This is a genomic window from Hyphococcus lacteus, assembly GCF_041058985.1.
GTDB classification, from domain to species: Bacteria; Pseudomonadota; Alphaproteobacteria; order Caulobacterales; family Parvularculaceae; genus Hyphococcus; species Hyphococcus lacteus.
In genome coordinates this window covers 485459-506923 of the sequence record NZ_JBEHZE010000001.1, presented here as the reverse complement: position 1 = coordinate 506923, position 21465 = coordinate 485459, and the positions used below count along the sequence as shown (strand labels likewise).

Annotated in this window: 17 protein-coding genes and 1 tRNA gene; 13 read left to right on the top strand and 5 right to left on the bottom strand. The window is 51.0% G+C overall.

The window, feature by feature from the left end:
- Positions 1-224: 224 nt before the first annotated feature.
- From ABFZ84_RS02405 to ribD, 3 genes are all read left to right on the top strand, one after another.
- Positions 225-1361 carry a PepSY-associated TM helix domain-containing protein gene (locus ABFZ84_RS02405; RefSeq protein WP_369312312.1) on the top strand — a complete coding sequence of 379 codons (1137 nt, stop codon included), beginning with the start codon at positions 225-227 and terminating at the stop codon, positions 1359-1361.
- Positions 1362-1545: 184 nt separating this feature from the next.
- On the top strand, positions 1546-2304 hold the full coding sequence (locus ABFZ84_RS02400) for a flavodoxin family protein (RefSeq protein WP_369312311.1): 759 nt from the start codon (positions 1546-1548) through the stop codon (positions 2302-2304).
- A complete protein-coding gene (gene ribD / locus ABFZ84_RS02395) occupies positions 2279-3406 on the top strand; it encodes a bifunctional diaminohydroxyphosphoribosylaminopyrimidine deaminase/5-amino-6-(5-phosphoribosylamino)uracil reductase RibD (protein WP_369312310.1) in 1128 nt (375 codons plus the stop codon). Before ABFZ84_RS02400 ends, ribD begins: the two co-directional genes overlap by 26 nt.
- Positions 3407-3538: 132 nt before the next feature.
- On the opposite strand, the gene ABFZ84_RS02390 is transcribed toward ribD, so the two are convergent.
- The 3 genes from ABFZ84_RS02390 to ABFZ84_RS02380 form a co-directional block, all read right to left on the bottom strand.
- Positions 3539-4264, bottom strand: coding sequence for an aspartate/glutamate racemase family protein (locus ABFZ84_RS02390; protein ID WP_369312309.1), 726 nt, complete (start codon positions 4262-4264; stop codon positions 3539-3541).
- 294 nt (positions 4265-4558) lie between these two features.
- A tRNA-Ala gene (locus tag ABFZ84_RS02385) sits at positions 4559-4634 on the bottom strand.
- A 124-nt stretch (positions 4635-4758) separates the two neighbouring features.
- Positions 4759-5190 (bottom strand): TIGR02300 family protein, encoded by a 432-nt coding sequence (locus ABFZ84_RS02380; RefSeq protein WP_369312308.1) that lies wholly within the window; start codon positions 5188-5190, stop codon positions 4759-4761.
- A gap of 119 nt (positions 5191-5309) precedes the next feature.
- Here ABFZ84_RS02380 and aroA point away from each other — a divergent pair, with 119 nt between their 5' ends.
- The 4 genes from aroA (at position 5310) to rpsA (ending at position 10501) form a co-directional block, all read left to right on the top strand.
- Positions 5310-6671 carry a 3-phosphoshikimate 1-carboxyvinyltransferase gene (gene aroA / locus ABFZ84_RS02375; RefSeq protein ID WP_369312307.1) on the top strand — a complete coding sequence of 454 codons (1362 nt, stop codon included), beginning with the start codon at positions 5310-5312 and terminating at the stop codon, positions 6669-6671.
- 33 nt (positions 6672-6704) lie between these two features.
- Positions 6705-7862 carry an aspartyl/asparaginyl beta-hydroxylase domain-containing protein gene (locus ABFZ84_RS02370; protein ID WP_369312306.1) on the top strand — a complete coding sequence of 386 codons (1158 nt, stop codon included), beginning with the start codon at positions 6705-6707 and terminating at the stop codon, positions 7860-7862.
- A gap of 86 nt (positions 7863-7948) precedes the next feature.
- Positions 7949-8593, top strand: a complete 645-nt coding sequence (gene cmk, locus ABFZ84_RS02365) for a (d)CMP kinase (protein WP_369314531.1) — start codon at positions 7949-7951, stop codon at positions 8591-8593.
- Between the two features lie 198 nt (positions 8594-8791).
- The gene (gene rpsA / locus ABFZ84_RS02360; protein WP_369312305.1) at positions 8792-10501 is read left to right on the top strand and encodes a 30S ribosomal protein S1; all 1710 of its coding nucleotides are present in this window, start codon (positions 8792-8794) and stop codon (positions 10499-10501) included.
- Positions 10502-10556: 55 nt separating this feature from the next.
- On the opposite strand, the gene ABFZ84_RS02355 is transcribed toward rpsA, so the two are convergent.
- The gene (locus ABFZ84_RS02355; RefSeq protein WP_369312304.1) at positions 10557-11690 is read right to left on the bottom strand and encodes a M48 family metallopeptidase; all 1134 of its coding nucleotides are present in this window, start codon (positions 11688-11690) and stop codon (positions 10557-10559) included.
- A gap of 12 nt (positions 11691-11702) precedes the next feature.
- Positions 11703-12833: a YjgN family protein gene (locus ABFZ84_RS02350; RefSeq protein WP_369312303.1), complete on the bottom strand. Its 1131-nt coding sequence runs from the start codon at positions 12831-12833 to the stop codon at positions 11703-11705.
- 212 nt (positions 12834-13045) lie between these two features.
- Here ABFZ84_RS02350 and mutM point away from each other — a divergent pair, with 212 nt between their 5' ends.
- The 6 genes from mutM to gyrB all read left to right on the top strand — a co-directional run bounded on the left by mutM (position 13046) and on the right by gyrB (position 21459).
- Positions 13046-13894 (top strand): bifunctional DNA-formamidopyrimidine glycosylase/DNA-(apurinic or apyrimidinic site) lyase, encoded by an 849-nt coding sequence (gene mutM / locus ABFZ84_RS02345; RefSeq protein WP_369312302.1) that lies wholly within the window; start codon positions 13046-13048, stop codon positions 13892-13894.
- Between the two features lie 125 nt (positions 13895-14019).
- Positions 14020-14286 carry a 30S ribosomal protein S20 gene (rpsT, locus tag ABFZ84_RS02340; protein WP_369312301.1) on the top strand — a complete coding sequence of 89 codons (267 nt, stop codon included), beginning with the start codon at positions 14020-14022 and terminating at the stop codon, positions 14284-14286.
- 652 nt (positions 14287-14938) lie between these two features.
- Complete coding sequence (locus tag ABFZ84_RS02335) at positions 14939-16369, top strand: DnaA ATPase domain-containing protein (protein ID WP_369312300.1); 1431 nt, start codon at positions 14939-14941, stop codon at positions 16367-16369.
- Between the two features lie 312 nt (positions 16370-16681).
- Positions 16682-17800 (top strand): DNA polymerase III subunit beta, encoded by a 1119-nt coding sequence (gene dnaN / locus ABFZ84_RS02330; RefSeq protein ID WP_369312299.1) that lies wholly within the window; start codon positions 16682-16684, stop codon positions 17798-17800.
- 3 nt (positions 17801-17803) lie between these two features.
- Positions 17804-19030 carry a DNA replication/repair protein RecF gene (gene recF, locus ABFZ84_RS02325; protein ID WP_369312298.1) on the top strand — a complete coding sequence of 409 codons (1227 nt, stop codon included), beginning with the start codon at positions 17804-17806 and terminating at the stop codon, positions 19028-19030.
- A 17-nt stretch (positions 19031-19047) separates the two neighbouring features.
- Complete coding sequence (gene gyrB / locus ABFZ84_RS02320; protein ID WP_369312297.1) at positions 19048-21459, top strand: DNA topoisomerase (ATP-hydrolyzing) subunit B; 2412 nt, start codon at positions 19048-19050, stop codon at positions 21457-21459.
- The last annotated feature ends 6 nt before the right edge of the window (positions 21460-21465 follow it).

The window sequence follows — 21465 nt, the reverse complement described above, 5'->3', positions numbered from 1 at the left end:
CGATAGGTCAAGAACGCGCGCGCTCTATTGGTGCTGTCTAGCATGGCGCAGTGACGTTTAAAGCAGGGACGCGGCAAAAAATGATTAACATTCGGCCGGATTTCAACGGATTTGGGCCAATTCTGGTCAGTGCGATTCAAGCTATCTGTTTACAAAATACATGAAAGTGATAATTATTCGCAATTAATTTTTGGTTTTTCCTTTTACATAGAACTTTTGACCTCATGAAATCATTTCGGCGTGTAATTTTCTGGATGCATCTTACGGCTGGTGTCCTTGCTGGTGCTGTTATTTTCTTTATGTCCATTACTGGCGTCATGCTGACCTATCAACGGCAGATCGTCGGGGCGGCTGAGCGAGGGTTGGTGACCGAAGTTGTCGGTCCCCGTTTGTCAGCGGATGCAATAGTGGAAATCGCGCGAGAGTACGGCGAAAGCACACGGATCGAGATATCGTCGAGAGATGATGCGCCGATCAAAATTCTAAAAGGTCGTGACCAAATTCTTCTCCATCCTGTATCGGGTGATTTATTACTCGTAGGGGATACAGCCACCGAGAAATTCTTTCACAAAACGATGGGCTTTCACCGGTGGTTTGCGCTTGAGGGTGACGCCAGAAAAACCGGTCGGGCGATAACGGGCGCGGCAAATTTATTGTTTGTTTTCCTTGTGGCGAGTGGATTGTTTCTTTGGTTGACGCCGAGTGTTCGCTGGGTGCTTGTTAAATCCAAGATGCTATTCAATATGGCACCACCTACCGGCAAAGCGCGTGATTATAACTGGCATCATGTTTTTAGTATTTGGATGTTGTTACCAATTTTTTTCATGGCGACAACGGCAACAGTATTTTATTATCCGTGGGCGAATAAAGTACTGTTTGCTGCGTATGGTGAAAAACCACAACCGGGGCGTGGGGCACCGCCGACAAAAGTTGAACTCCCTGAGTTCGATGTAAACAGTCAGCCCATTGTACTTGAAGATCGTATGCAGCGCGCAGCGGCAGAGTATAAAGGCTGGAAGAGAATTAGCTTTCCTGCTGAAACTGCGCTCAATGCACCGATATATTTTAGCGTCGATACGGGAAATGGTGCCCGATATCAGGATAAATATGAAGCGGTGATTGCTCCCGATGGGGTGTTGCTGAGCGCTGATCGCCCTAGTGATCGCCGCACTGCGGGTATGCGGGCGCGAATATTTGTTCGCTATTTACATACAGGTGAGATCTTTGGTTTCGTGGGGCAAACGTTGGCGGGGCTTGGCTCTATTGCGAGTTTGTTTCTGGTCTGGACTGGGCTTGCGCTTAGTTATCGTCGATTAATTCGTCCTGTTATTCAAAAGCGCCGGACAACGACCCTAGGATAAATTCCGGCCTGTATGCTTAATCTCGAGCGTTCTCAAAGCGCCATTTCGTCAAGGCACCATTTCGCCAGTAACGTGCTATAATAAGTTGAGATCACAAAGATGGAACATTCGTGCGCGACGCCGTGTTCCGCACAGGCGCGCGCAGTCATCATCATTTTGGTGTTGATTAATAGGAGGACGCCTGATGTCGTTGAATGAAAAACAAGCCAAACTTTGCAACGAAAACAAAACTGATTTTTCTAATCTTAAAGCTACGATCATTAATTGTAGTTTGAAAAAGGACGCAGGAAAATCCCACACCAGAACGCTCTTATCCGTTGCCCAATCCATTATGGAAAAGAATAGCGTTGAGGTCGATTATATTCATGCTACGGAACATCAAATCGCTTTTGGTGTACAGCCAGATATGACCGAGCACGGGTGGGATCGTGATGATTGGCCAAAGCTATGGAAAAAAGTAAGCGCGGCGGATATTTTGATTATCGGCACCCCTATCTGGCTAGGCGAAGAAAGCTCAGTTTGTCGTCTGATCATCGAACGGCTTTATGCGATGTCCGGAATGTTGAATGACAAAGGCCAGAGCATTTATTACGGCAAGGTTGGTGGTTCCGTCATCACCGGCAACGAGGATGGCGTCAAACATTGTGCAATGACCATTTTATATGCACTTCAACATTTAGGTTATGTCATTCCGCCTCAGGCCGATTGTGGATGGATCGGCGAGGCAGGACCGGGCCCATCTTATGGTGACGATGGAGAGAACGGGCCGATTGGTATCGACAATGATTTCACGCAACGAAACACCACAATTATGACGTGGAACTTACTGCACCTTGCGAAAATGATGAAAGATGCGGGCGGTATTTCCAACCATGGCAACGACCGCAATGCGTGGAAAGCGGGGTGCCGGTTCGATTATGAAAACCCCGAACACCGGGCCTGAACTGGCGGACGTTCACACCAAATATATGCGCCGCGCCATAGAGCTTGCGCGCTATGGCGATGGGCGAACATCGCCTAACCCGATGGTCGGCTGCGTATTGGTTCGAGATGGTGCCATCATCGGCGAGGGAGTGCATTTGGGGGCGGGACTTGATCACGCAGAAGTCGCGGCTATTCGTGATGCGGGCGATGCGAAAGGCGCGACGGCCTATGTCACGCTGGAGCCATGTTGCCATCAGGGCCGTACAGGTCCGTGTACAGAGGCAATAATAAAGGCAGGAATTCAATCTGTTTATTATGCGGTGGCAGACCCGACATCGCTAGCGGCTGGCGGTGCGAAACACCTTGAAAGTGCCGGAATAGAAGTCATCGGTGGCCTTTGTGAGTACGAAGCACGAGAGATGAATCGGTTCTGGTTTTTTGCCGAAGACAATAAGCGGCCTTTTGTTGTTGCCAAATTAGCAATGAGTTTGGATGGTCGTATTGCAACTGCGTCCGGTGAGAGCCAATGGATTACAGGTCGTGAATCACGACAATCATCACATAAATTGCGAAAATCCGTGGATGCAATATTGGTTGGTGCAGATACGATTGTACATGATAATCCGCGCCTGACCGCCCGCGATAGGGACGGTGGCGATCTTGAGGATGTTTATCAGCCAATATGTGTAGTGATTGATAGCACTGGGCGGACAAGCCCGACTAGCAACGTGTATCGCGAAGGCACGATCCTAGCGACGACGGACATGATTTCGCCAAGGGCAAAAGCGAAATTTGAAGATACGGGTGCGACTGTTGTTGTTTTGCCTCGGGGTGGCGACGCACGAGTAGACATAGTCGCGCTTTTGGCTGCGCTTTATGGGCGCGGCGTTAAGTCAATGTTGGTTGAGGGTGGCAGCACCGTCATGGGTAGCTTTTTCGATCAATCTTTAGTTGATGAAGTTTGGGCCTATCTCGCGCTCTCGTTGATCTTGGGCGGCAAATCAAAAGTGGCGATTGGCGGTGAAGGCCCGGTTAAACTTGACGTCGCAATTCGCCTCGACGGCGTGACCACCGAACACGTTGGCGAGGAGTTATTGGTACGGGGGAGGATTAGGCGGTAATACCGATTGGTGGACCAATGAGGGTGAAAAGGGGAACTGGTCTGCAAGGAGGGCAAGATGATGCAGTGGTATGTTGCAACGTATTGATAAAATTGTATAAATTCTACTTTTCTGTGTATTAAAAAAAATTCCTTATCCGACTGGGCCGCCAAACCATGACGGAATTGGGCTTTCCTCAACACCGATCTCAAACGCTGCTTTTGCAATCAGCCTTGTTGAGTCCAAAATAGGCAGGCTGGAATCTAGCTCAGAAATGAGAAGCGGAATTTCCGTGCAGACAAGAGCGACGCCGTCGCAACCGTCATCTTTTAGCCGGTCGATTATCTCACAATATTGATCGCGCGACTCGCCACGGATAATTCCGTTGCAAAGTTCGGAAAATATAATCTCGTCAATAACGCCGCGATCCGCATCATTTGGCGATACGCTTTCAATGCCAAGCACACCTAATGCGCGAGGATAAACATGCCCTAGCATTGTAAAGCGCGTTCCAAGGACGCCAACCTTGGTCATGCCACGCCTTTTTGCTTCATGAGCAACAATATCAGCGATGTTGAGTCCCGGCAGGCTCAGCGCTGGCCCCTCAAATTCCAAGGCGATATGAGCCGTATTGTCCGGGCAAAAAAAGAATTCAGCTCCAACAGCGGCCAGCCTATCGATGCTATTGGCGAGGGTTGATCTCACTTCACTCAGATCGTTACGATCCCAAGCCGGTAGGGAACGGCCCATAGCGATATAATCAAGCGTAATATCCGGATGGATCGCTTCTCCAAACTTTTTGTATCCAACATGGCAGAACTCTTTGAAGGCAAGCGCCGCGCCATCGGGGCTGTGAGCAAGTATTCCTACATGTTTCATTATCTTTATTCCTAAAATCTCACCGTAATCCGACATATTCCGGGCCTTCAAGGCCGGGCTTTAACAGCCAAGGCTCTTTTTCCGCATGGGCACTGACCAGCGGGTGACAGTAAACCTCGTCAAGGTATTCTTGCTCAATGCCGTTAAGATGAACCCCGTAGGTTCTGAACCGTAATGCAACCGGGGCGTAAAATGCGTCCGCCGCGCACCATTGCCCGAACAAGAAAGGCCCTCACGCACCAAGCCGCAACCTACGCCGCCTCTGGAGAACTGGTTCCCTCTTTTGCACAAGAGTGGTGGAGCTAGTCGGAATCGAACCGACGACCTCTTGCATGCCATGCAAGCGCTCTCCCAACTGAGCTATAGCCCCATTGCGCTTTTGCGCGGATAGTTTTGGCGATCCGTTTGGATCATGCGCCACCCATATTTGGGATATGGGTGGCGGAACCTAGCGATGGGTTGTGTGTCGCGCAAGACCCAAAATAGGCCAGCAATTAGTCGTCGTCGCTACCGCCGGTTTTGACCATGGTTGAGACGTCATCATCATCGTCGTCATCCAATAGGCTGTCATCAGATTCTTCATCGTCATCGTCGCCAAGGTCGATATCAGCGATGCTGGCGAGTTCGTCATCATCATCGTCGTCGTCATCGTCGTCTTCATCGAGACCTGGTTGACGCTTGGATTTCGGCGCGCGTTTTTCTTTTTCCGCGTTTTCGAGAGTCGTTTCTTTCTCGGACGTTTTCTCTTCGGTTTCCGTTTTCGCCGCTTCTTCGTCATCTTTACGGGCGCGGCGCGGTTTTAGTAGCGCCTCCGGTACGAATTCGTGATCGCATTTGGGGCAATGGGCCGGTTGCTTATTGAGATCGTAAAAGCGCGTACCGCATTCCGGGCAATCGCGTTTTACGCCAAGTTCTGGTTTCGTCATGGTTTTTCGCCGTTCGTAGGGGATAAGATGTCTTGAAAGCAGCCCTGTTGCCACGACGAGACGCGACTGTCAAAAGGATTGCGCTTTATTCACCCATTGATCCCGGAGAAAATCACGCGATGTCCGCGTCCAGTCGTAAACCTTCCGATACTGAAACACACCGTACTGTCGCACGCCGTAGCGGCCCACTTAATGGAGCTGTGACCGCGCCAGGCGATAAGTCGATCTCGCATCGCTCCTTGATTCTTTCGGCTCTGGCAAAGGGCGAGAGCCGTATTACCGGCCTATTAGAGGGGGATGATGTGCTGCGCACCGCGACATCAATGCGGGCGCTAGGCGCGTCGGTTGAACGAAGCGGGGCTGGAGAGTGGACTGTTTCTGGCGGCGCATGGGCAACGCCAGAAAAGTCGCTTTATTTCGGTAATTCGGGAACGGGTGTTCGCCTGGTCATGGGCGCTGTCGCTGGTGCCGGTGTTGGCGCGTCATTCGAAGGCGATATTTCCTTACGTGGGAGGCCCATGGGTCGGGTGCTTGAGCCACTGCGCCTGATGGGTGTTGAGGCTGACGACCATGAGGGGCGTCTTCCAGTGAAGATTAAGACGGCTGAAAACGGTTTGCGCGCCGTTGAGGTAAAGCTGGCATCCGCTTCAGCACAGGTGAAATCGGCGATTTTGTTGGCCGCGCTAGGGGCAAGCGGTCAAGTACGTATTCATGAACCGATCTTATGTCGCGATCATACAGAGCGGATGCTGTCCGCGTTTGGAGTTGAGCTTTCAACAGAGCCTGACTGCGAAAACGGGCGGTATATCACCATGGCAGGCGGGCAAGCCCTTTCACCATGTGATGTGAATGTACCGGGTGATCCGTCGTCTGCAGCATTTGCGATCGCAGCGGCATTGATAGTGCCCAATTCAGATGTAGTGGTGAAGGGGGTGCTGCTCAATCCACTGCGAACGGGATTGTATCAAACGCTTCGAGAAATGGGTGCGGACTTAACGTTTGAAAACCAACGCGAAGAGAATGGCGAAGAGGTTGCGGATATCCGCGCGCGTTATTCGGTTTTGCGCGGCGTCGAAGTGCCTGCATCGCGTGCGCCGTCAATGATTGATGAATATCCAATCCTAGCGGTGGTCGCTGCTTTTGCTCATGGCGAGACAATGATGACCGGCCTCGAAGAGTTGCGGGTGAAAGAAAGCGATCGAATTGCGTCGGTCGAGACTGGGCTTGTCGCTTGCGGCGTAGATGTAGTGAGCGGTCCTGATTGGTTACGAGTGCGCGGTGGCAGCACCACGCCTGCGATGATTGGTGGAGCAACGATCAAAACTCATCATGACCATCGAATTGCGATGAGTTTTTTGGTGGCGGGTCTTGTGAGTGAACAGCCTATTCAAATTGATGATGCATCAATGATCGCCACAAGCTTTCCAGATTTTATCGCGCAGATGATTTCGATTGGTGCAGATATAGCGCAAGATAAATAAAAACTGCCGTTTAGCATTTTTAGGGAGATGGATATGTCGCAAACGATGGACCTAAACGCAATTGGACGAGAGGGCATGGCCGCTTTGCGTAACGGTGATCCGAAGACAGCCCGCGAGAAGTTCGAGTCTATTCTAGCGGCGGGTGATCAAGATGAAGATACTTGGCTTGCGGTCGCACTCGCACGGCATGGGATGAAAGATTATCAGGCTACACAGAAGGCCTTGGATGAGGTCTTAAGCCGAAGCCCAAAAAACATTCGCGCGCTTTTGCTAAAGGGCGATTGCTTTATGGCGCAAGGCGATCGTCGTGCTGCTGCGTCGTTTTATAATGCGCTCGTAAAACTTGTACCGGAACCAGAAGTGTTCCCGCCGGAAGTTGCCAAAGAAATCTATAGAGCACGCGAAGCGATTGCGGTTCATCAGAAAAGTATGATGGATCATATTGAAGCGTCTCTAAAGCGTGACGGAAATCCGCTTGATGGCGCGAGCGCGCGTTTTTCTGAGTCTATTGATTTTCTGACGGAACGAACGCGCCGGTTTGTCGAGGCACCGCGCGCGTATTATTTCCCTGATATGCCACCAAAGGAATTTTATGACCGCGACGAATTCGATTGGCTGGAGCAATTAGAATCGGCGACCGATGACATTGCTGCAGAACTAAAAGCAGTCATGGACCAGCCTTCGCTTTTTGCGCCCTACATCCACCAAGAAGGTAATCGTCCCGTTCGGCATGATCACAAGTTGCTCGATAGTGAAAATTGGAGCGCTATGTTTTTGTGGCGCGATGGCGTGCGCAATGAAAATATCGCAAAGCATTTCCCAAAAACGCTAAGTGCACTTTCGCATGTTCCAATGGAAGACGTGCCAGGACGTGCGCCGATGGTGTTGTTCTCTAAGCTCGCACCGGGCGCGCATATCGAGCCGCATACAGGATTTCTGAATTCGCGTTTGATCTGTCATTTGCCGATTATTGTGCCGGGTGATTGTTGGCTTCGGGTCGGTAATGATGCGCGGCAATGGGAACGCGGCAAGGGCTGGGTGTTCAATGATACAATAGAACATGAAGCGTGGAATGGCAGTGATGAGACGCGGGTTGTTTTGATCTTTTCGATTTGGCGTCCGGAATTGACTGCCGATGAGCGTAATTATGTCGCTAGTCTGTTACAATCGGTGGACAGTTTCTCCGGTTAATTGCATTGAGCCATCTTTTGGTGGCTTGCGCCGCTGCGTTGCGTGGTCCAGTTTGTGGGCCCATGGAAAAGACCATGGATCAACCCATCGTTATTGCCCTTGATGGGCCTGCTGCTTCCGGTAAAGGGACGCTCGCGCGTTTAATCTCCGAGCATTATGGTTTCGCCCATCTTGATACAGGTACGCTTTATCGCGGTGTGGCGTGGCTTGTTCTTTCGGAAAACGCTGACCCGACTGATCCAGTGCTGGCCACGAATGCGGCCCGCACATTTGAGATCGAAAAACTGGCTGATGCCGATATCAGGACCAAAGAGGTCGGGGCGGCGGCAAGCGTTGTTGCGGCGAATAGTGACGTGCGTTCGGCGCTCCTCGATTTTCAGCGCCGGTTTGCCTTGAAACCGCCGCAAAATGCGGTTGGGGCGGTATTGGATGGCCGGGATATCGGAACGGTCGTTTGCCCCGATGCGACGGTCAAATTTTTTGTCACCGCAAGCCCCAAAACCCGTGCCCACCGGCGCTGGCTTGAGCTTGTTTCGGGACGTCCGGAACTGCAAGAGGCGGAAATCTACAAGGATCTGCTGGAGCGGGATGCCCGGGATGCGGCACGTGATGATGCCCCCATGGCGGCGGCAGACGATGCGGAGTTGCTAGATACGACTCATTTGTCTATAGACGCGGCCTTCGCGGCAGCGCGTCGCGTGATTGACGGTGTTTTCCGGCGTTGTGGCTAAATCCCTAGGAATTTAGCCGATCAGCGCTGATCTTTGGTTGTTGGAAAATGTTTGATTTTGTCCGTCTAGCAAGACAAAGCGCTGCTTTATTTTAACTCGGCTCAATCGTCCGACAGGGAAACCCTGCGGAAAGACCGCCGGATCAACCGGCTGGCCCCGATAAACGGCGTAAGCTGAACCATTGGAGAACTGACACTCGTGTCCTCAACTGAAACCTTAAACCCGTCCCGCGACGATTTCGCGGAAATGCTCGAAGCCTCACTAGTTGACCGTAAAGATTTTGAAGAAACGGTTGTAACAGGCATCGTAACCGCCATCGAAAAAGACGTTGCAGTCGTCGATGTCGGTCTAAAAACCGAAGGCCGTGTAGCCCTCAAAGAATTTTCCCAACCCGGTAAACCGGCTGAGCTTAAAGTCGGCGACTCTGTAGAAGTTTTTGTCGAGCGCGTTGAAAATGCGCAAGGCGAAGCTGTGATCAGTCGCGAAAAAGCGCGCCGTGAAGAAGCTTGGGACCGTCTCGAAAAAGTTTACGAGAAAAATGAACGCGTTGATGGTGAAATCTTTAACCGCGTTAAAGGTGGCTTCACTGTTGATCTCGGCGGCGCTGTAGCGTTCTTGCCGGGTAGCCAAGTTGACATCCGCCCCGTGCGCGATGCTGGCCCGCTAATGAACATACCGCAGCCATTCCGCATCCTGAAAATGGACAAGCGTCGCGGTAATATCGTTGTTTCACGTCGCGCTATTCTCGAAGAAGATCGCGCAGAACAGCGTCAGGAAGTTGTTAAAGAACTGAACGAGGGTGATGAACGCGAAGGTATCGTGAAGAACATCACCGAATATGGTGCATTTGTTGAACTGGCACCGGGCGTTGATGGTCTTCTCCACGTTACTGACATGTCTTGGAGCCGCGTGAACCACCCGTCAGAGGTGCTTAACGTAAATGATACGATCCGTGTCAAAATCATCAAGATCAACCCTGACACACACCGCATCTCGCTTGGCATCAAGCAACTTTCGCCAGATCCATGGGAAGGCGTAGCAGCGAAATACCCAATCAGTGCGAAATTTAGCGGTAAAGTGACTAACATCACTGATTACGGTGCATTCGTTGAACTTGAAGACGGCATCGAAGGTCTTGTCCACGTCTCTGAAATGAGCTGGGTCAAGAAAAACGTACACCCAGGCAAAATTGTTTCGACATCTCAAGAAGTCGAAGTCATGGTGCTTGAAGTTGACGAAACCAAACGCCGTATCTCGCTCGGGCTTAAGCAGTGTGCTGATAACCCATGGGAACGTTTTGCTGAAGAACACCCAATCGGGTCGATGATCGAAGGCGAAATCAAGAACATCACCGAGTTCGGTCTTTTTGTTGGCCTCAACGAAGAGATGGACGGAATGGTCCACCTTTCAGACCTTGATTGGAATCGTTCTGGCGAAGAAGCCATTAAGGATTATCAAAAAGGTCAGGTCATTCAGGCCAAAGTTCTCGATGTCGATCCAGACAAAGAGCGTATCTCACTTGGCGTTAAGCAGGTTGGCTCCGATCCACTTGAAACTATCGGTGACATTAGCCGCGGCAGCGATGTGACCTGTACGGTTACTGCTATCGAAAGCGGCGGCATCGAAGTTCAGGTCGGCGGCGCTGAAGGTCCAAAAGCCTTCATCCGTAAATCTGATCTGTCGAAAGACCGTGGTGAACAACGCCCAGAGCGTTTCGCTGTCGGTGACAAAATCGATGCTCGCGTTACGGCAATCGATTCAAAAACACGCCGCATCAACGTATCGATCAAAGCGCGCGAAATGGCGGAAGAAAAAGAAGCCGTACAACAATACGGTTCTGCAGATTCAGGCGCGTCGCTCGGCGATATCCTTGGCGCAGCCATGAAAGAAAACGAGACGAAAGACTAAGCCCTAAAAGCTGTCGTCTGATCTAATAAAAACCCCGGCCAAGGCCGGGGTTTTTTTATTCGCTTTGCGTTGTCTCTTTGTCCGCCAAACCTTTCTGTGCCGCATGACAAGTCCTGACAATAGTTTGCCATTGCTCAGATGTTAGCGGCGGCTTTCCACCGGATTTCTGGTGTTGACGCGCATTTTCGATCCGCTTTTCAGTGTTGGGATGTGAGCGAAGCCAGCTTGGGTATTTCTTTTCGTTATTCTCCGACTGCGCCTCATCAGGCGCAGATGCGCTGATCGCTTCAAAGGCACGCGAAAGCGCACTTGGGTCGAGATTCATTGCGGTCATTATCTCGATAGCTGTCTCATCTGCGGCAGCTTCTTGGATGCGGGTATGGCGCAACTGGTTTAATTGCCCACCGAGCAGTACCAATTGCTGAGCTGCGCCGGAGCCGCCAGTGATAATATCGAGCGTAATGCCAAGACCCGCATTTCGATATACAGCCTGCATTCCGTCTCGCGCTCGCACATGGCCAAGTTCATGTGCCATTACCGCGAAGAATGCCTCTTGGTCATCACCTATCGCATCTAAAAGCCCTGAGGTTGCCATGACCTGCCCGCCAGGAAGGGCAAATGCATTTGGGCCGCGTGACTTAACGAACCGAAACTCAATGGGGAAACCCACATCGCCTTTTTCGGCCATACTATTGAGAACCGGTTGCAGAATTTCCAACGCGTCTGCTTCGCCGCAGGGTTTGTATAAAATTGATATTTGTGCTGCGAGATTGGAGCCAATTCGCATTTCAAAATCTTTTGGCGTTGCTCGGGCAAGTGGACCCGACGCTGCCGGTACGCCGATAAAGACTGCGGCAGTCACAATGCCTGCGCCGATAACCAACCCCGATATCAGCGCAGTGATACGTCGTCGTTCGCGACGCCCATCAAAAATTTCCGGGGCGGCCTTTTTAAGCGCCGATGCGCCCGTTGATGGCAAGACAAGAACTGCATCCGGAAAGTGTCGGTTCGAAAGCCGAGTTTCGGTGTCAGGTTGTGCGGCAACTTTCGTGTGCCGGTATTCCCACCGAAACTCCTTCTTAGACGAGCGTATCAAAAAATGATCGTTATAAAGGACGATTTCGACGGGCTGGGCGTTACCACTTTCCCCATCGAAATATCGTCCGCTCAATGTTGGTTCGCTGCTCATGCTCAACGGGTTTTAGAAATTAGAAATGATATCAAGACCATCGGCAAGTCCCTCACCTTGTTTGGGTGCCGCTTCAGTCGTTTGCTGGATTCTCGCGAAATCTACATCCCCATCAAGCGCGATGCGGTTTGCAATACGTTTCCAGACCCGCATTTGGGCAGCCATAAAACCAAACCCTAATGTGAATATTACGAGCAAAGTGTTGGTGATCGCGAGCTCGATAATGTCGACGGTTTTCATGTTGGAAGAAAAATCCGCGCCAGCAACTTTTAGGCTTTTGACAATTCGACGGATCATCACGGCCTCATGCCAGCTAACGAAAATACCAATTAAGATAACCATTGGGATAAATGACAAATAGAGTTTACCAATCAACTCTAAATCGGGTGCAGTTGCGGTTTCCGTTAGGCTCTCGCCCATCGAGATGAAAAACCATCCAGCCCAAATCGCGTAGACGATAATGGTTCCAAACCACGCAAATGCGAAGCTCTTATAGACAGGTTCGGCTGTGGCTTCCGCAGTGTCCGTGAAGGAAAATTGCTCGCTGCCAAAATAGGCCTTTTCCCATAATTTTCGGGAAAGCTTGATGCGCGCAGCCGGTCCGTACCAGCCTAAAGTAATTATAGACAGAACAAGATAGCCGAACATGGCAACGCCATATCCTAGCGCCGAACCGGTTTGGGCAAAGCGAATGCCGCGCAGACGGGTGCGTGAGAGGTGATAGCGTCGAGCAAGAAAGATTGCGACGCCCAAGATAAAAAATAGGAACGCATACAATAGTAGCGGAACCGCGGCCAAATAGACTGTTTCGGGGCCGATGAAGAATTGGATAGCGAACACTATGCCGACGAAGGGTAGCATCAGCGTAAATATCGCGATGACAAATCCGACAAAGAGCTCTAGCCCACGACCGGTATATTCCAGTGGCTCACCGCCGACACTCGTATCCGACCAAAGCCGTCGTCGGAAATGGGTTCGCCCCCAAAACCGGAATAAGGTCAGGGTGAACAGGTTCAACATCGACGTGTAGAATCCGATCCAAAGCACCGGTCCGATACGCGAAACATTTCGCACGGTTAGATCGTCACGCATTGTTGCGCCGACGCTCGCCGTGGGCGGCGTTTCAAAATTTGTTTTCGACATGATTGCCCCTCCGTCAATGCAGTGAGGCTACAGCGCAGAATAGAAGCCGGTCAAACCATATATCAATCGAGAATAGAGCTAATCGATTTTAACTATACACACTCGAGGGAAAGGTTGTGATTGATTTCAGATGGTGAAGTGATGCCAGAGGGTGACCGGTATGGTATTCCGAGCGTGCGCCCGTACGCAGAATCACAATCCGAAAGTCTGATATGCCTGAATTGCCCGAAGTTGAAACAGTCCGCTGTGGGCTGGTGCCAGTTATGGAGGGGGCGAAATTTAGGGCAGTTGAGGCTCGCCGCCCAGATCTACGCTTTCCTTTTCCGAAAGACTTTTCAAATCGCATCGTTGGCGCGACGGTCGAAAGGCTAGAGCGTCGCGGTAAGTATTTGCTAGGATTCTTATCGACGGATGAATGCTTAATCATGCACTTAGGTATGTCGGGCCGCTTTACGATCATTGATGAAAAGGCCGATCCGGCCATGACCCAAGGCGGAAATCCCAAGCATGACCACGTGGTTTTTTCGATGAACGGTAATGGGTCTTTAGTGATAATTTATAACGATCCACGGCGATTTGGCTTCATGGATCTCGTGCCGACCTTAGAGCTTGATAATTGCAGACATTTTGCCGCGATGGGACCGGAGCCGTTAGGCAACCAGTTCTCCGGAACGACATTGAGCAAGACGTTGACGGGTAAGGCCAGCCCAATCAAGGCGGCGCTTTTGGATCAGCGCAACGTTGCCGGGCTCGGAAATATCTATGTCTGTGAAGCCCTCTATCGTGCCGGTGTGTCGCCGCGCAGGAAAGCGGGGACTGTGGCGGGTAAACGTGGCGAGCGGCTGTATAGGGCCATAATAGAGGTGTTGCGGGATGCCATAGATGCAGGCGGGTCAACGCTAAGGGATTTCGCATCCGCTGATGGGGATCTCGGTTATTTTCAGCACCGGTTTGATGTCTATGATCGCGAAGGCGAGGCATGTACGGCCTGCGGCGACGTCATCCAGCGAATTGTTCAAAGCGGCCGTTCAACGTTTTTCTGTGGTCAGTGCCAGCGGTAAAACCGGCCGGGGCTAAAATAAGCTTCAATTAAGGCGGAATCGCGTGTTGACGCCCTCTCAGTGGGTGTCTATATACCGCCGCTCGCGCCGCCGATGAGTGGCTTTCCAACCTTGAGTGACGATATATGGCCAATACAACTTCCGCCAAGAAAATGGTTCGCAAAATTGAGCGACGTACTGCTGTGAACAAGTCTCGCCGTTCGCGCGTGCGAACATTCTTGCGTCGGGTGGAGGAGGCCATCACGTCAGGTGATAAAAGTGCTGCTGAAGCAGCCTTTAAGAGTGCGCAGCCAGAATTGCACCGCGCTGTGACCAAGGGCGTTTATCACAAGAAAACAGTTTCTCGGAAACTGTCGCGTTTGTCTTCGCGTATTAAATCACTTGCAGCGTAAGCTGGTCCATCTGAAATTTGATCTTAATTGAGCGCGCTCGCCTTTGGTGAGCGCGTTTGTTTTGCCGCGTTTGTAGGTGGTGCGTGCGCACAATGTGCTGCCGCAAAAAATGCACCTTACTATTGTTCGTTTGCTTATAAGCGTAACGATTTGTTTTTGTTGAACAGGTTGTTAATACTCGCGTTCAAGGCCCAAGCGTCGCGTAAAAAAAACGACATAAAAAAACACAAAATTCACAATCAATGCTTGACCATCATCGTTCAGATTAACTACACTAGCTTTGTCGATATGACTTATGCGGATTAATTTTCGCCAATCAGTTTCAGTTTGAAAAAGTGTTGTTTGGTTCGCCACCTTTGCCTATAGCTGGGCGGCTGCTGCGTAGGCACGTAATTTTGACGCTAAATCAATCGGAGATTATTAGAATGAATAGCGACGGCTTCCTTCCATTAGTGTTTATACATACTATTGTTCTGGAAGTGGGCGGGCTTCTGTCTTAATATGCGTCTCTTAAGTTTGTCGGCTATCTTCTGATTTTAATCGATCAATAACTTGCAGTATTTTTGTGTAGCGCGTTGCGTTTTTTAATGTACGCGGCGGCGAGTTTGACTGAAATTCGGGCGGTTTCAAAAAAATGGACAATGAAAAATCAATGAGCGGTCTTGAGCAACAGGAAGTATTTAAACGTTACCTTACAGCTTTGCGTGCACGTGTAGGGGATGCGAAATATAAATCATGGTTTGTTGATCTCGGTCTTGCGGACATAAATAATGACTGCGTGACTCTTTCAACGGGTTCGGAAGCTAAGCGTGTGATGCTTGATGATCGTTTTCATCCTGTCATGGCAGAGATTTGGCGTAAAGAAATTGGCCCCGTCCGGAAGCTGAGTCTAACAGTCATGAAGAACAACCTTGCGGCACACGCAGCACGCGTTGATGCGCAAGAGGAGCAGCGTGTGGTGTCGCAGGTTCCAACAACGGAGGCCGCGCAAAACTCAACCGCGTCCGCTGTTGTTGCGGCGCGTGGTGGCAAGGGCTCTGCTACATTTGAAGATCTTGCGACGCCACTTGATCCGCGCCGTACATTTGGTGTTTTTGCTGTCGATGGGTCGAACCGGATTGCGTGGGCCGCAGCACATGAAGCTTTGGCAGAGGGGCGCCCGAAAGAGCTGATTTATTTTTATGGGCCGTCGGGTGTTGGCAAAACGCATTTGCTGCAATCAATCGCTCATGAATGGTCGCGCAATGGCCAGCGCGGCTCTGCAGGTTATGTAACTTATAACAACCTTATCAACGCTTGTGTGAGTGCGGTTTGGTCAAACTCTACGCCGGCTCTTCACAAAGCAATTCTGAATAATGATTTCATCGCCTTTGATGATATCCATTTTCTTTCTGGAAAAAACCGTACGCAAGAGGAGCTTTTAATTGTGATCGACGCAGCACTCGATAGTGGTAAGCAGGTTGTCATCGCTGGTGAGCTTCCACCAGCAAAACTAGCTGAGGCTGGTATCAATCAACGGATTGCCGATCGTTTGGCCGGTGGTATCTGTGCACCAATCCATCCGGGCGACGAGCCGCTTCGTTTATCTGTTCTGAAGAAGCGCGTTGAGCAAAGCCCTGCTGCGTGTTCAGTCTCGGATGAGGCTCTTGAATTTATCGCGCGCACATTCACGCAGAGTACTCGGGAGACAATCGGGGCACTCAACCAATTGCTTTTGATGTATGGTGCTGAGGAGACTGTGGTTGATCTTGAGGAGGCGAAAGCCGTTCTTAAATCAAGGCTGGAGGACCGTCGACGCGTGGCGACTATTGATGATGCGATTGCTGCCGGCGCGGAAGCGTTTGGGCTGACGATGGATGACCTGCTTGGGCGGGCTCAGCCGCAGCGCATCGTGCGGTCTCGCCACGCGGTTGTTTGGTGTGCCCGTGAGGTGTTGAAAGAGTCATTTCCTCGCATTGGCAAGGCGCTTAAGCGTGACCACACAACGGTCATGTCCTCCTACCGTAGGGCGCAGGCTTTGATCGAGCGCGACAAGACTTTTCAAGACGGCGTGCGACGTATTCGCGAGGCGCTGGAGGGCTAAATTCCTGCGCAAAATTTGCGTTCAAAATTAGCATAAAAAACAACGGTCTACCGAATGCGCGCCGATGCTTGAAATGAGCGTCGGCGCTAGCTTTTTGGGGGTTGTTTCGGCTATACTATTTTACGTCATTTCGCTCGGCGATTCGCCGCGTTAACTTTTCTGAACTGCTGATTTTGGGCGGGTCAATATGAGGGACAAACCTCGGGCCTGGGCAAGCTTTTCAGGAAGGCTTTCGTGTCGTCCCGGCGGCTTTTTTGCTGATTGTCCTGGAGGGCTGTTAGCGAGAAGCATCATTTCGAGAGAGCATTCTGCATGAAAGTTACGATTGAACGGTCCGCCTTGTCGAAAGCATTGGGGCATGTGCAAAGCGTCGTCGAGCGCCGCAACACAATACCGATCCTATCGAATGTGTTGTTACAGGCTGACGGTAGTACATTGACGTTGACCGCAACTGATCTTGATATCGAAATATCAGAGGCGGCCCCGGCGGATGTGGCCACAAGCGGTGCAACGACGGTTTCCGCATTGACGCTTTTTGAAATTGTTAAGCGTTTGCCAGACGGTGCGCAGGTCCGTTTGGATCTTTCGTCAGGTGAGGGGCGCTTGCAAGTGTCTTCTGGCCGGTCACAATTTGAGCTTGCTGTCTTACCAGAAGACGATTTCCCGAGCCTTGCTACTGAAGACCTCGAAACACGATTTGCTATGCCGACATCGGATATGCGTCGCTTATTACAAAAGGCGCGTTTTGCGATGTCGCAAGAAGAGACGCGCTATTATCTCAATGGCGTATATCTCCATGCCTTTACCGATGGCGATGCGCCCGCGTTGCGTGCTGCTGCAACTGATGGACACCGCCTTGCTCGAATCGACGCGCCTCTTCCCGATGGCGCAGCTACAATGCCTGGCGTTATTGTTCCTCGTAAGGCAATCGCGGAGTTGGGGCGTTTGCTTGAAGACGCTGAAGATAATGTAGATGTTGCGGTTTCTGAGGCGAAAATTCGTTTTGGCTTTGGGGCGGGTTATCTAACGTCAAAACTGATCGATGGCTCTTTCCCTGACTATGAGCGCGTTATCCCAAAGGGAAATTCCAACGTGTTGCGAGTTGAGACGAAAGATTTTGCAAAAGCGGTAGACCGAGTTTCTACGGTTTCTGCGGATCGTACGCGTTCAGTTAAAATGGCTCTTGATGCAGATCGCTTGCGGCTCACGGTCAACAACCCCGAGGCCGGGTCTGCATTGGAAGAGCTTTCGGTTGATTACGGTGGTGAGCCAATCGAGATCGGATTTAATGCGCGCTATCTGCTTGATGTCGCGCAGCAGATTGACGGCGAAACCGCGACGTTTCGTTTGGCAGACCCATCATCACCAACAGTTATCACGGATGAAGAAGACGAACGCGCGCTTTACGTTCTCATGCCGTTGAGGGTTTAAGTTTTGAGTGAAGCTGCTGTTAAAAATTGGGATGACGGCGCGGATTGCGACCGAGACGATCTCGGTCAGCGGGATGCGTCAACCATACTTGCGTCCCATAAAGGTGCGCGGATCAAGCGGCTAACGATTACTGATTTCCGATCTTATGATCGGGCTGAAATTGAGTTCGATGGGCGTCCAGTGGCGATCTCAGGCGCAAATGGTGCCGGAAAAACAAATATTCTTGAAGCGATTTCGCTGATCGGGCCGGGCCGCGGTGTGCGTGGCGCTAGGCTAGATGAATTACCGCGCATTGGCGGCACTGGCGGATGGGCCGTTTCAGCTCGCGTGGATGATGGGGAAGATGAGCGCCGTTTTGGTGTAGGGGTTTCTGCATCGAAGCCGGCCCGCCGCGTTTGCAGGCTTGACGACCGAGATGCGTCAGGGCCCGGCGCTTTTGCACAGCACTTGCGATTTTTGTGGCTTACACCGGCGCAAGACCGATTGTTCATGGAAGGTGCGGGTGAGCGTCGTCGTTTTCTCGATAGAATGACACTGGCGCATGACCCCTCGCATGGTCGCCGATCGACGGCTTATGAACAAGCGATGCGCCAGCGGCAACGTTTGCTGGAAGAGGGCGGACGCGATGAGGAATGGCTTGGGGCTGTCGAGCAACAGATGGCAAATGCTGGTGCTGAAATTGCGGATGCACGGCGCGCGATGACCGAGCGTTTAAAGGAAGCGGATGTTACGACAGAAGCTTCGGTTTTTCCGACAGCTGATATTTCTCTTGAAGGAGAGTTGGAAGGCGCATTGGAAAACACAACTGTTGTTGATGTGACGGCAAATTTTGTTGAAAAACTACGCGCCTGCCGTCGTAGAGATATGGAGGCGGGGCGAGCGCTTTCGGGGCCGCATCGAAGTGATCTAAATGTTGTGCATCGGGCAAAGAGCCGACCCGCTCGGTTATGTTCAACCGGAGAGCAGAAAGCGCTTCTTATCGGTTTGGTGCTTGCGAACGCACGAGCGCTTGCCGAACGCGAGGCCGAGGCACCGTTGATTTTGTTGCTTGATGAAATTGCAGCACATTTAGACCCCGATCGGCGCGCCGCACTTTTTACAATATTGGATGAGCTTGGTTTTCAGGCATTTGTGACGGGAACGGATAAATCCTTGTTTGATGCTTGGGGTGATCGCGCGCAACATTTTGATGTTCAAAGCGGCGCGGTTCTTGAAACTACATTGACGTAAAAAAGAAAGATAATCTCATGGCGAATAACGCCGCGCCGAAAGATGAATACGGTGCTGAATCCATTAAAGTACTCAAAGGCCTAGATGCTGTTCGAAAGCGTCCTGGTATGTACATAGGCGATACCGATGATGGATCTGGTTTACATCATATGGTCTACGAGGTCGTGGACAACGCCATTGATGAGGCTCTCGCCGGACATTGTGACTTGGTCCAAGTCATTCTCAATGAGAACGGCTCTGTCACCGTGACCGATAATGGCCGGGGTATTCCGACAGCCATACATGCCGAAGAGGGTGTATCAGCTGCGCAAGTGATTATGACGCAATTACATGCGGGCGGAAAGTTTGATCAAAACTCTTACAAGGTTTCTGGCGGTCTTCACGGTGTGGGTGTTTCGGTTGTGAATGCGCTTTCCGAAGAGCTTGATTTGCGAATTTTCCGAAATGGAAAAGAACATTTTATGCGCTTCAAGATGGGGGAGCCAGAGGCCGATCTAGTGGTCGTGGGTGACGCAAAAAATACGGGTACTGAAGTTACCTTTAGCCCATCAGACAAGATTTTTACTGGTGTTGAATTCGACTTTGATACATTGGAACATCGTCTGCGCGAGTTAGCATTCTTGAATTCGGGCGTTGCTATCAAACTAATTGATAAGCGCCATGTCGAAACACGCATTGAAGACATGTTTTATGAAGGCGGACTAGAAGCCTTCATTCGTTATCTCGATTCTTCTAAAACGCCTTTGTTGAGTGAGCCACTTTCATTTGTATCCGAGCGCGATGGCCTTAGTGTTGACGTGGCGATGTGGTGGAATGACAGTTACCATGAAAAAGTTCTTTGTTTCACAAATAACATCCCGCAGCGTGATGGTGGTACGCACCTTGCTGGCTTCAGGGGTGCATTGACTCGTGTAATCAATAATTATGCTCAAAGCTCAGGTATAGCAAAGAGAGAAAAAGTTTCGGTTACAGGTGACGATGCGCGGGAAGGATTGACTTGTGTTCTATCCGTAAAGGTTCCTGATCCGAAGTTCTCTTCGCAGACAAAAGATAAACTTGTTTCTTCTGAGGTTCGCCCAGTAGTCGAGGGTGCGGTTTATGAGAAATTAAGCGAGTGGTTCGAGGAAAATCCGGGCGAAGCCAAGCGGATCGTGCAAAAAATTGCCGAGGCCGCCGCCGCCCGTGAAGCGGCGCGCAAAGCGCGAGAGCTAACCCGCAGAAAATCGGCACTTGATGTTGCTTCGTTGCCGGGAAAACTCGCCGACTGCCAAGAGCGTGATCCGGCTAAAGCAGAGATATTTATCGTTGAGGGTGATTCAGCTGGTGGTTCGGCCAAGCAGGCGCGAAACCGCGAAAATCAAGCAGTTCTGCCGTTGCGCGGTAAAATTCTAAATGTCGAGCGGGCGCGTTTTGATAAAATGCTGAGTAGCCAAGAAATTGGCACAATGATCACTGCCCTTGGTACCGGGATTGGGCGTGATGACTTTGATCCAGATAAGCTGCGCTACCATAAAATCGTTATTATGACTGACGCGGACGTCGATGGCGCGCATATTAGAACATTGTTGCTTACGTTCTTTTTCCGCCAGATGCCGGAAATAATTCGGCGTGGGCATTTGTATATCGCTCAACCCCCGCTTTATAAAATTTCGCGAGGAAAATCCGAACAATATCTACTTGATGATCAAGCGCTGGAAAACCATCTTTATGCTGAGGGGATTACCGAAGCTGCATTGGTCTTGGCGGACGGTGAAAGTATTGCAGGCCCAGACCTTGCAGACCTTGTCAATAAAGCGCGTAAAGTGCGGGATTCAATCGATGAGTTTCCGTTGCGGTTTTCGCGAGACATTATTGTTCAGGCTGCACTTGCGCGTGCGTTGAGTGAAGCGCCGGATGACGATGAGGCGATGCAACGGGCTGCAAAGGTGTCTGCCCGTCTTGATATGATTGCGGATGAATTTGAACGCGGTTGGACCGGTAAGCCTGATGGCGAGGGGGGTTATGTCTTTGAGCGTGAGTTACGGGGCGTTTTGGAACGGCATGAGTTGAGCCGCGATATGCTTCTTTCCGCTGATGCTAAGCGGGTGCAGGCTGGGATGAACGAGCTTGCTGATGCTTTTGATAAACCGGCAAATTGGGTTCGCAAAGACCAGAAAACACAGATCACTGGGCCGAATAGCCTGCTTCGGGCTGTACGATTGGCGGGTGAAAAAGGTGTGTCAGTACAGCGCTATAAGGGGTTGGGTGAGATGAACCCGGACCAGCTATGGGAAACGACCCTGGATGAAAACGCGCGTGTGTTATTGCAGGTAAAAGTTAAAGCGGCGGATGAGGCAGATGACATTTTCTCACGCTTAATGGGCGATGTTGTCGAGCCGCGAAGGGCATTTATTCAAGATAATGCGCTTTCCGCAGCGCTAGACGTATAGAAGTAA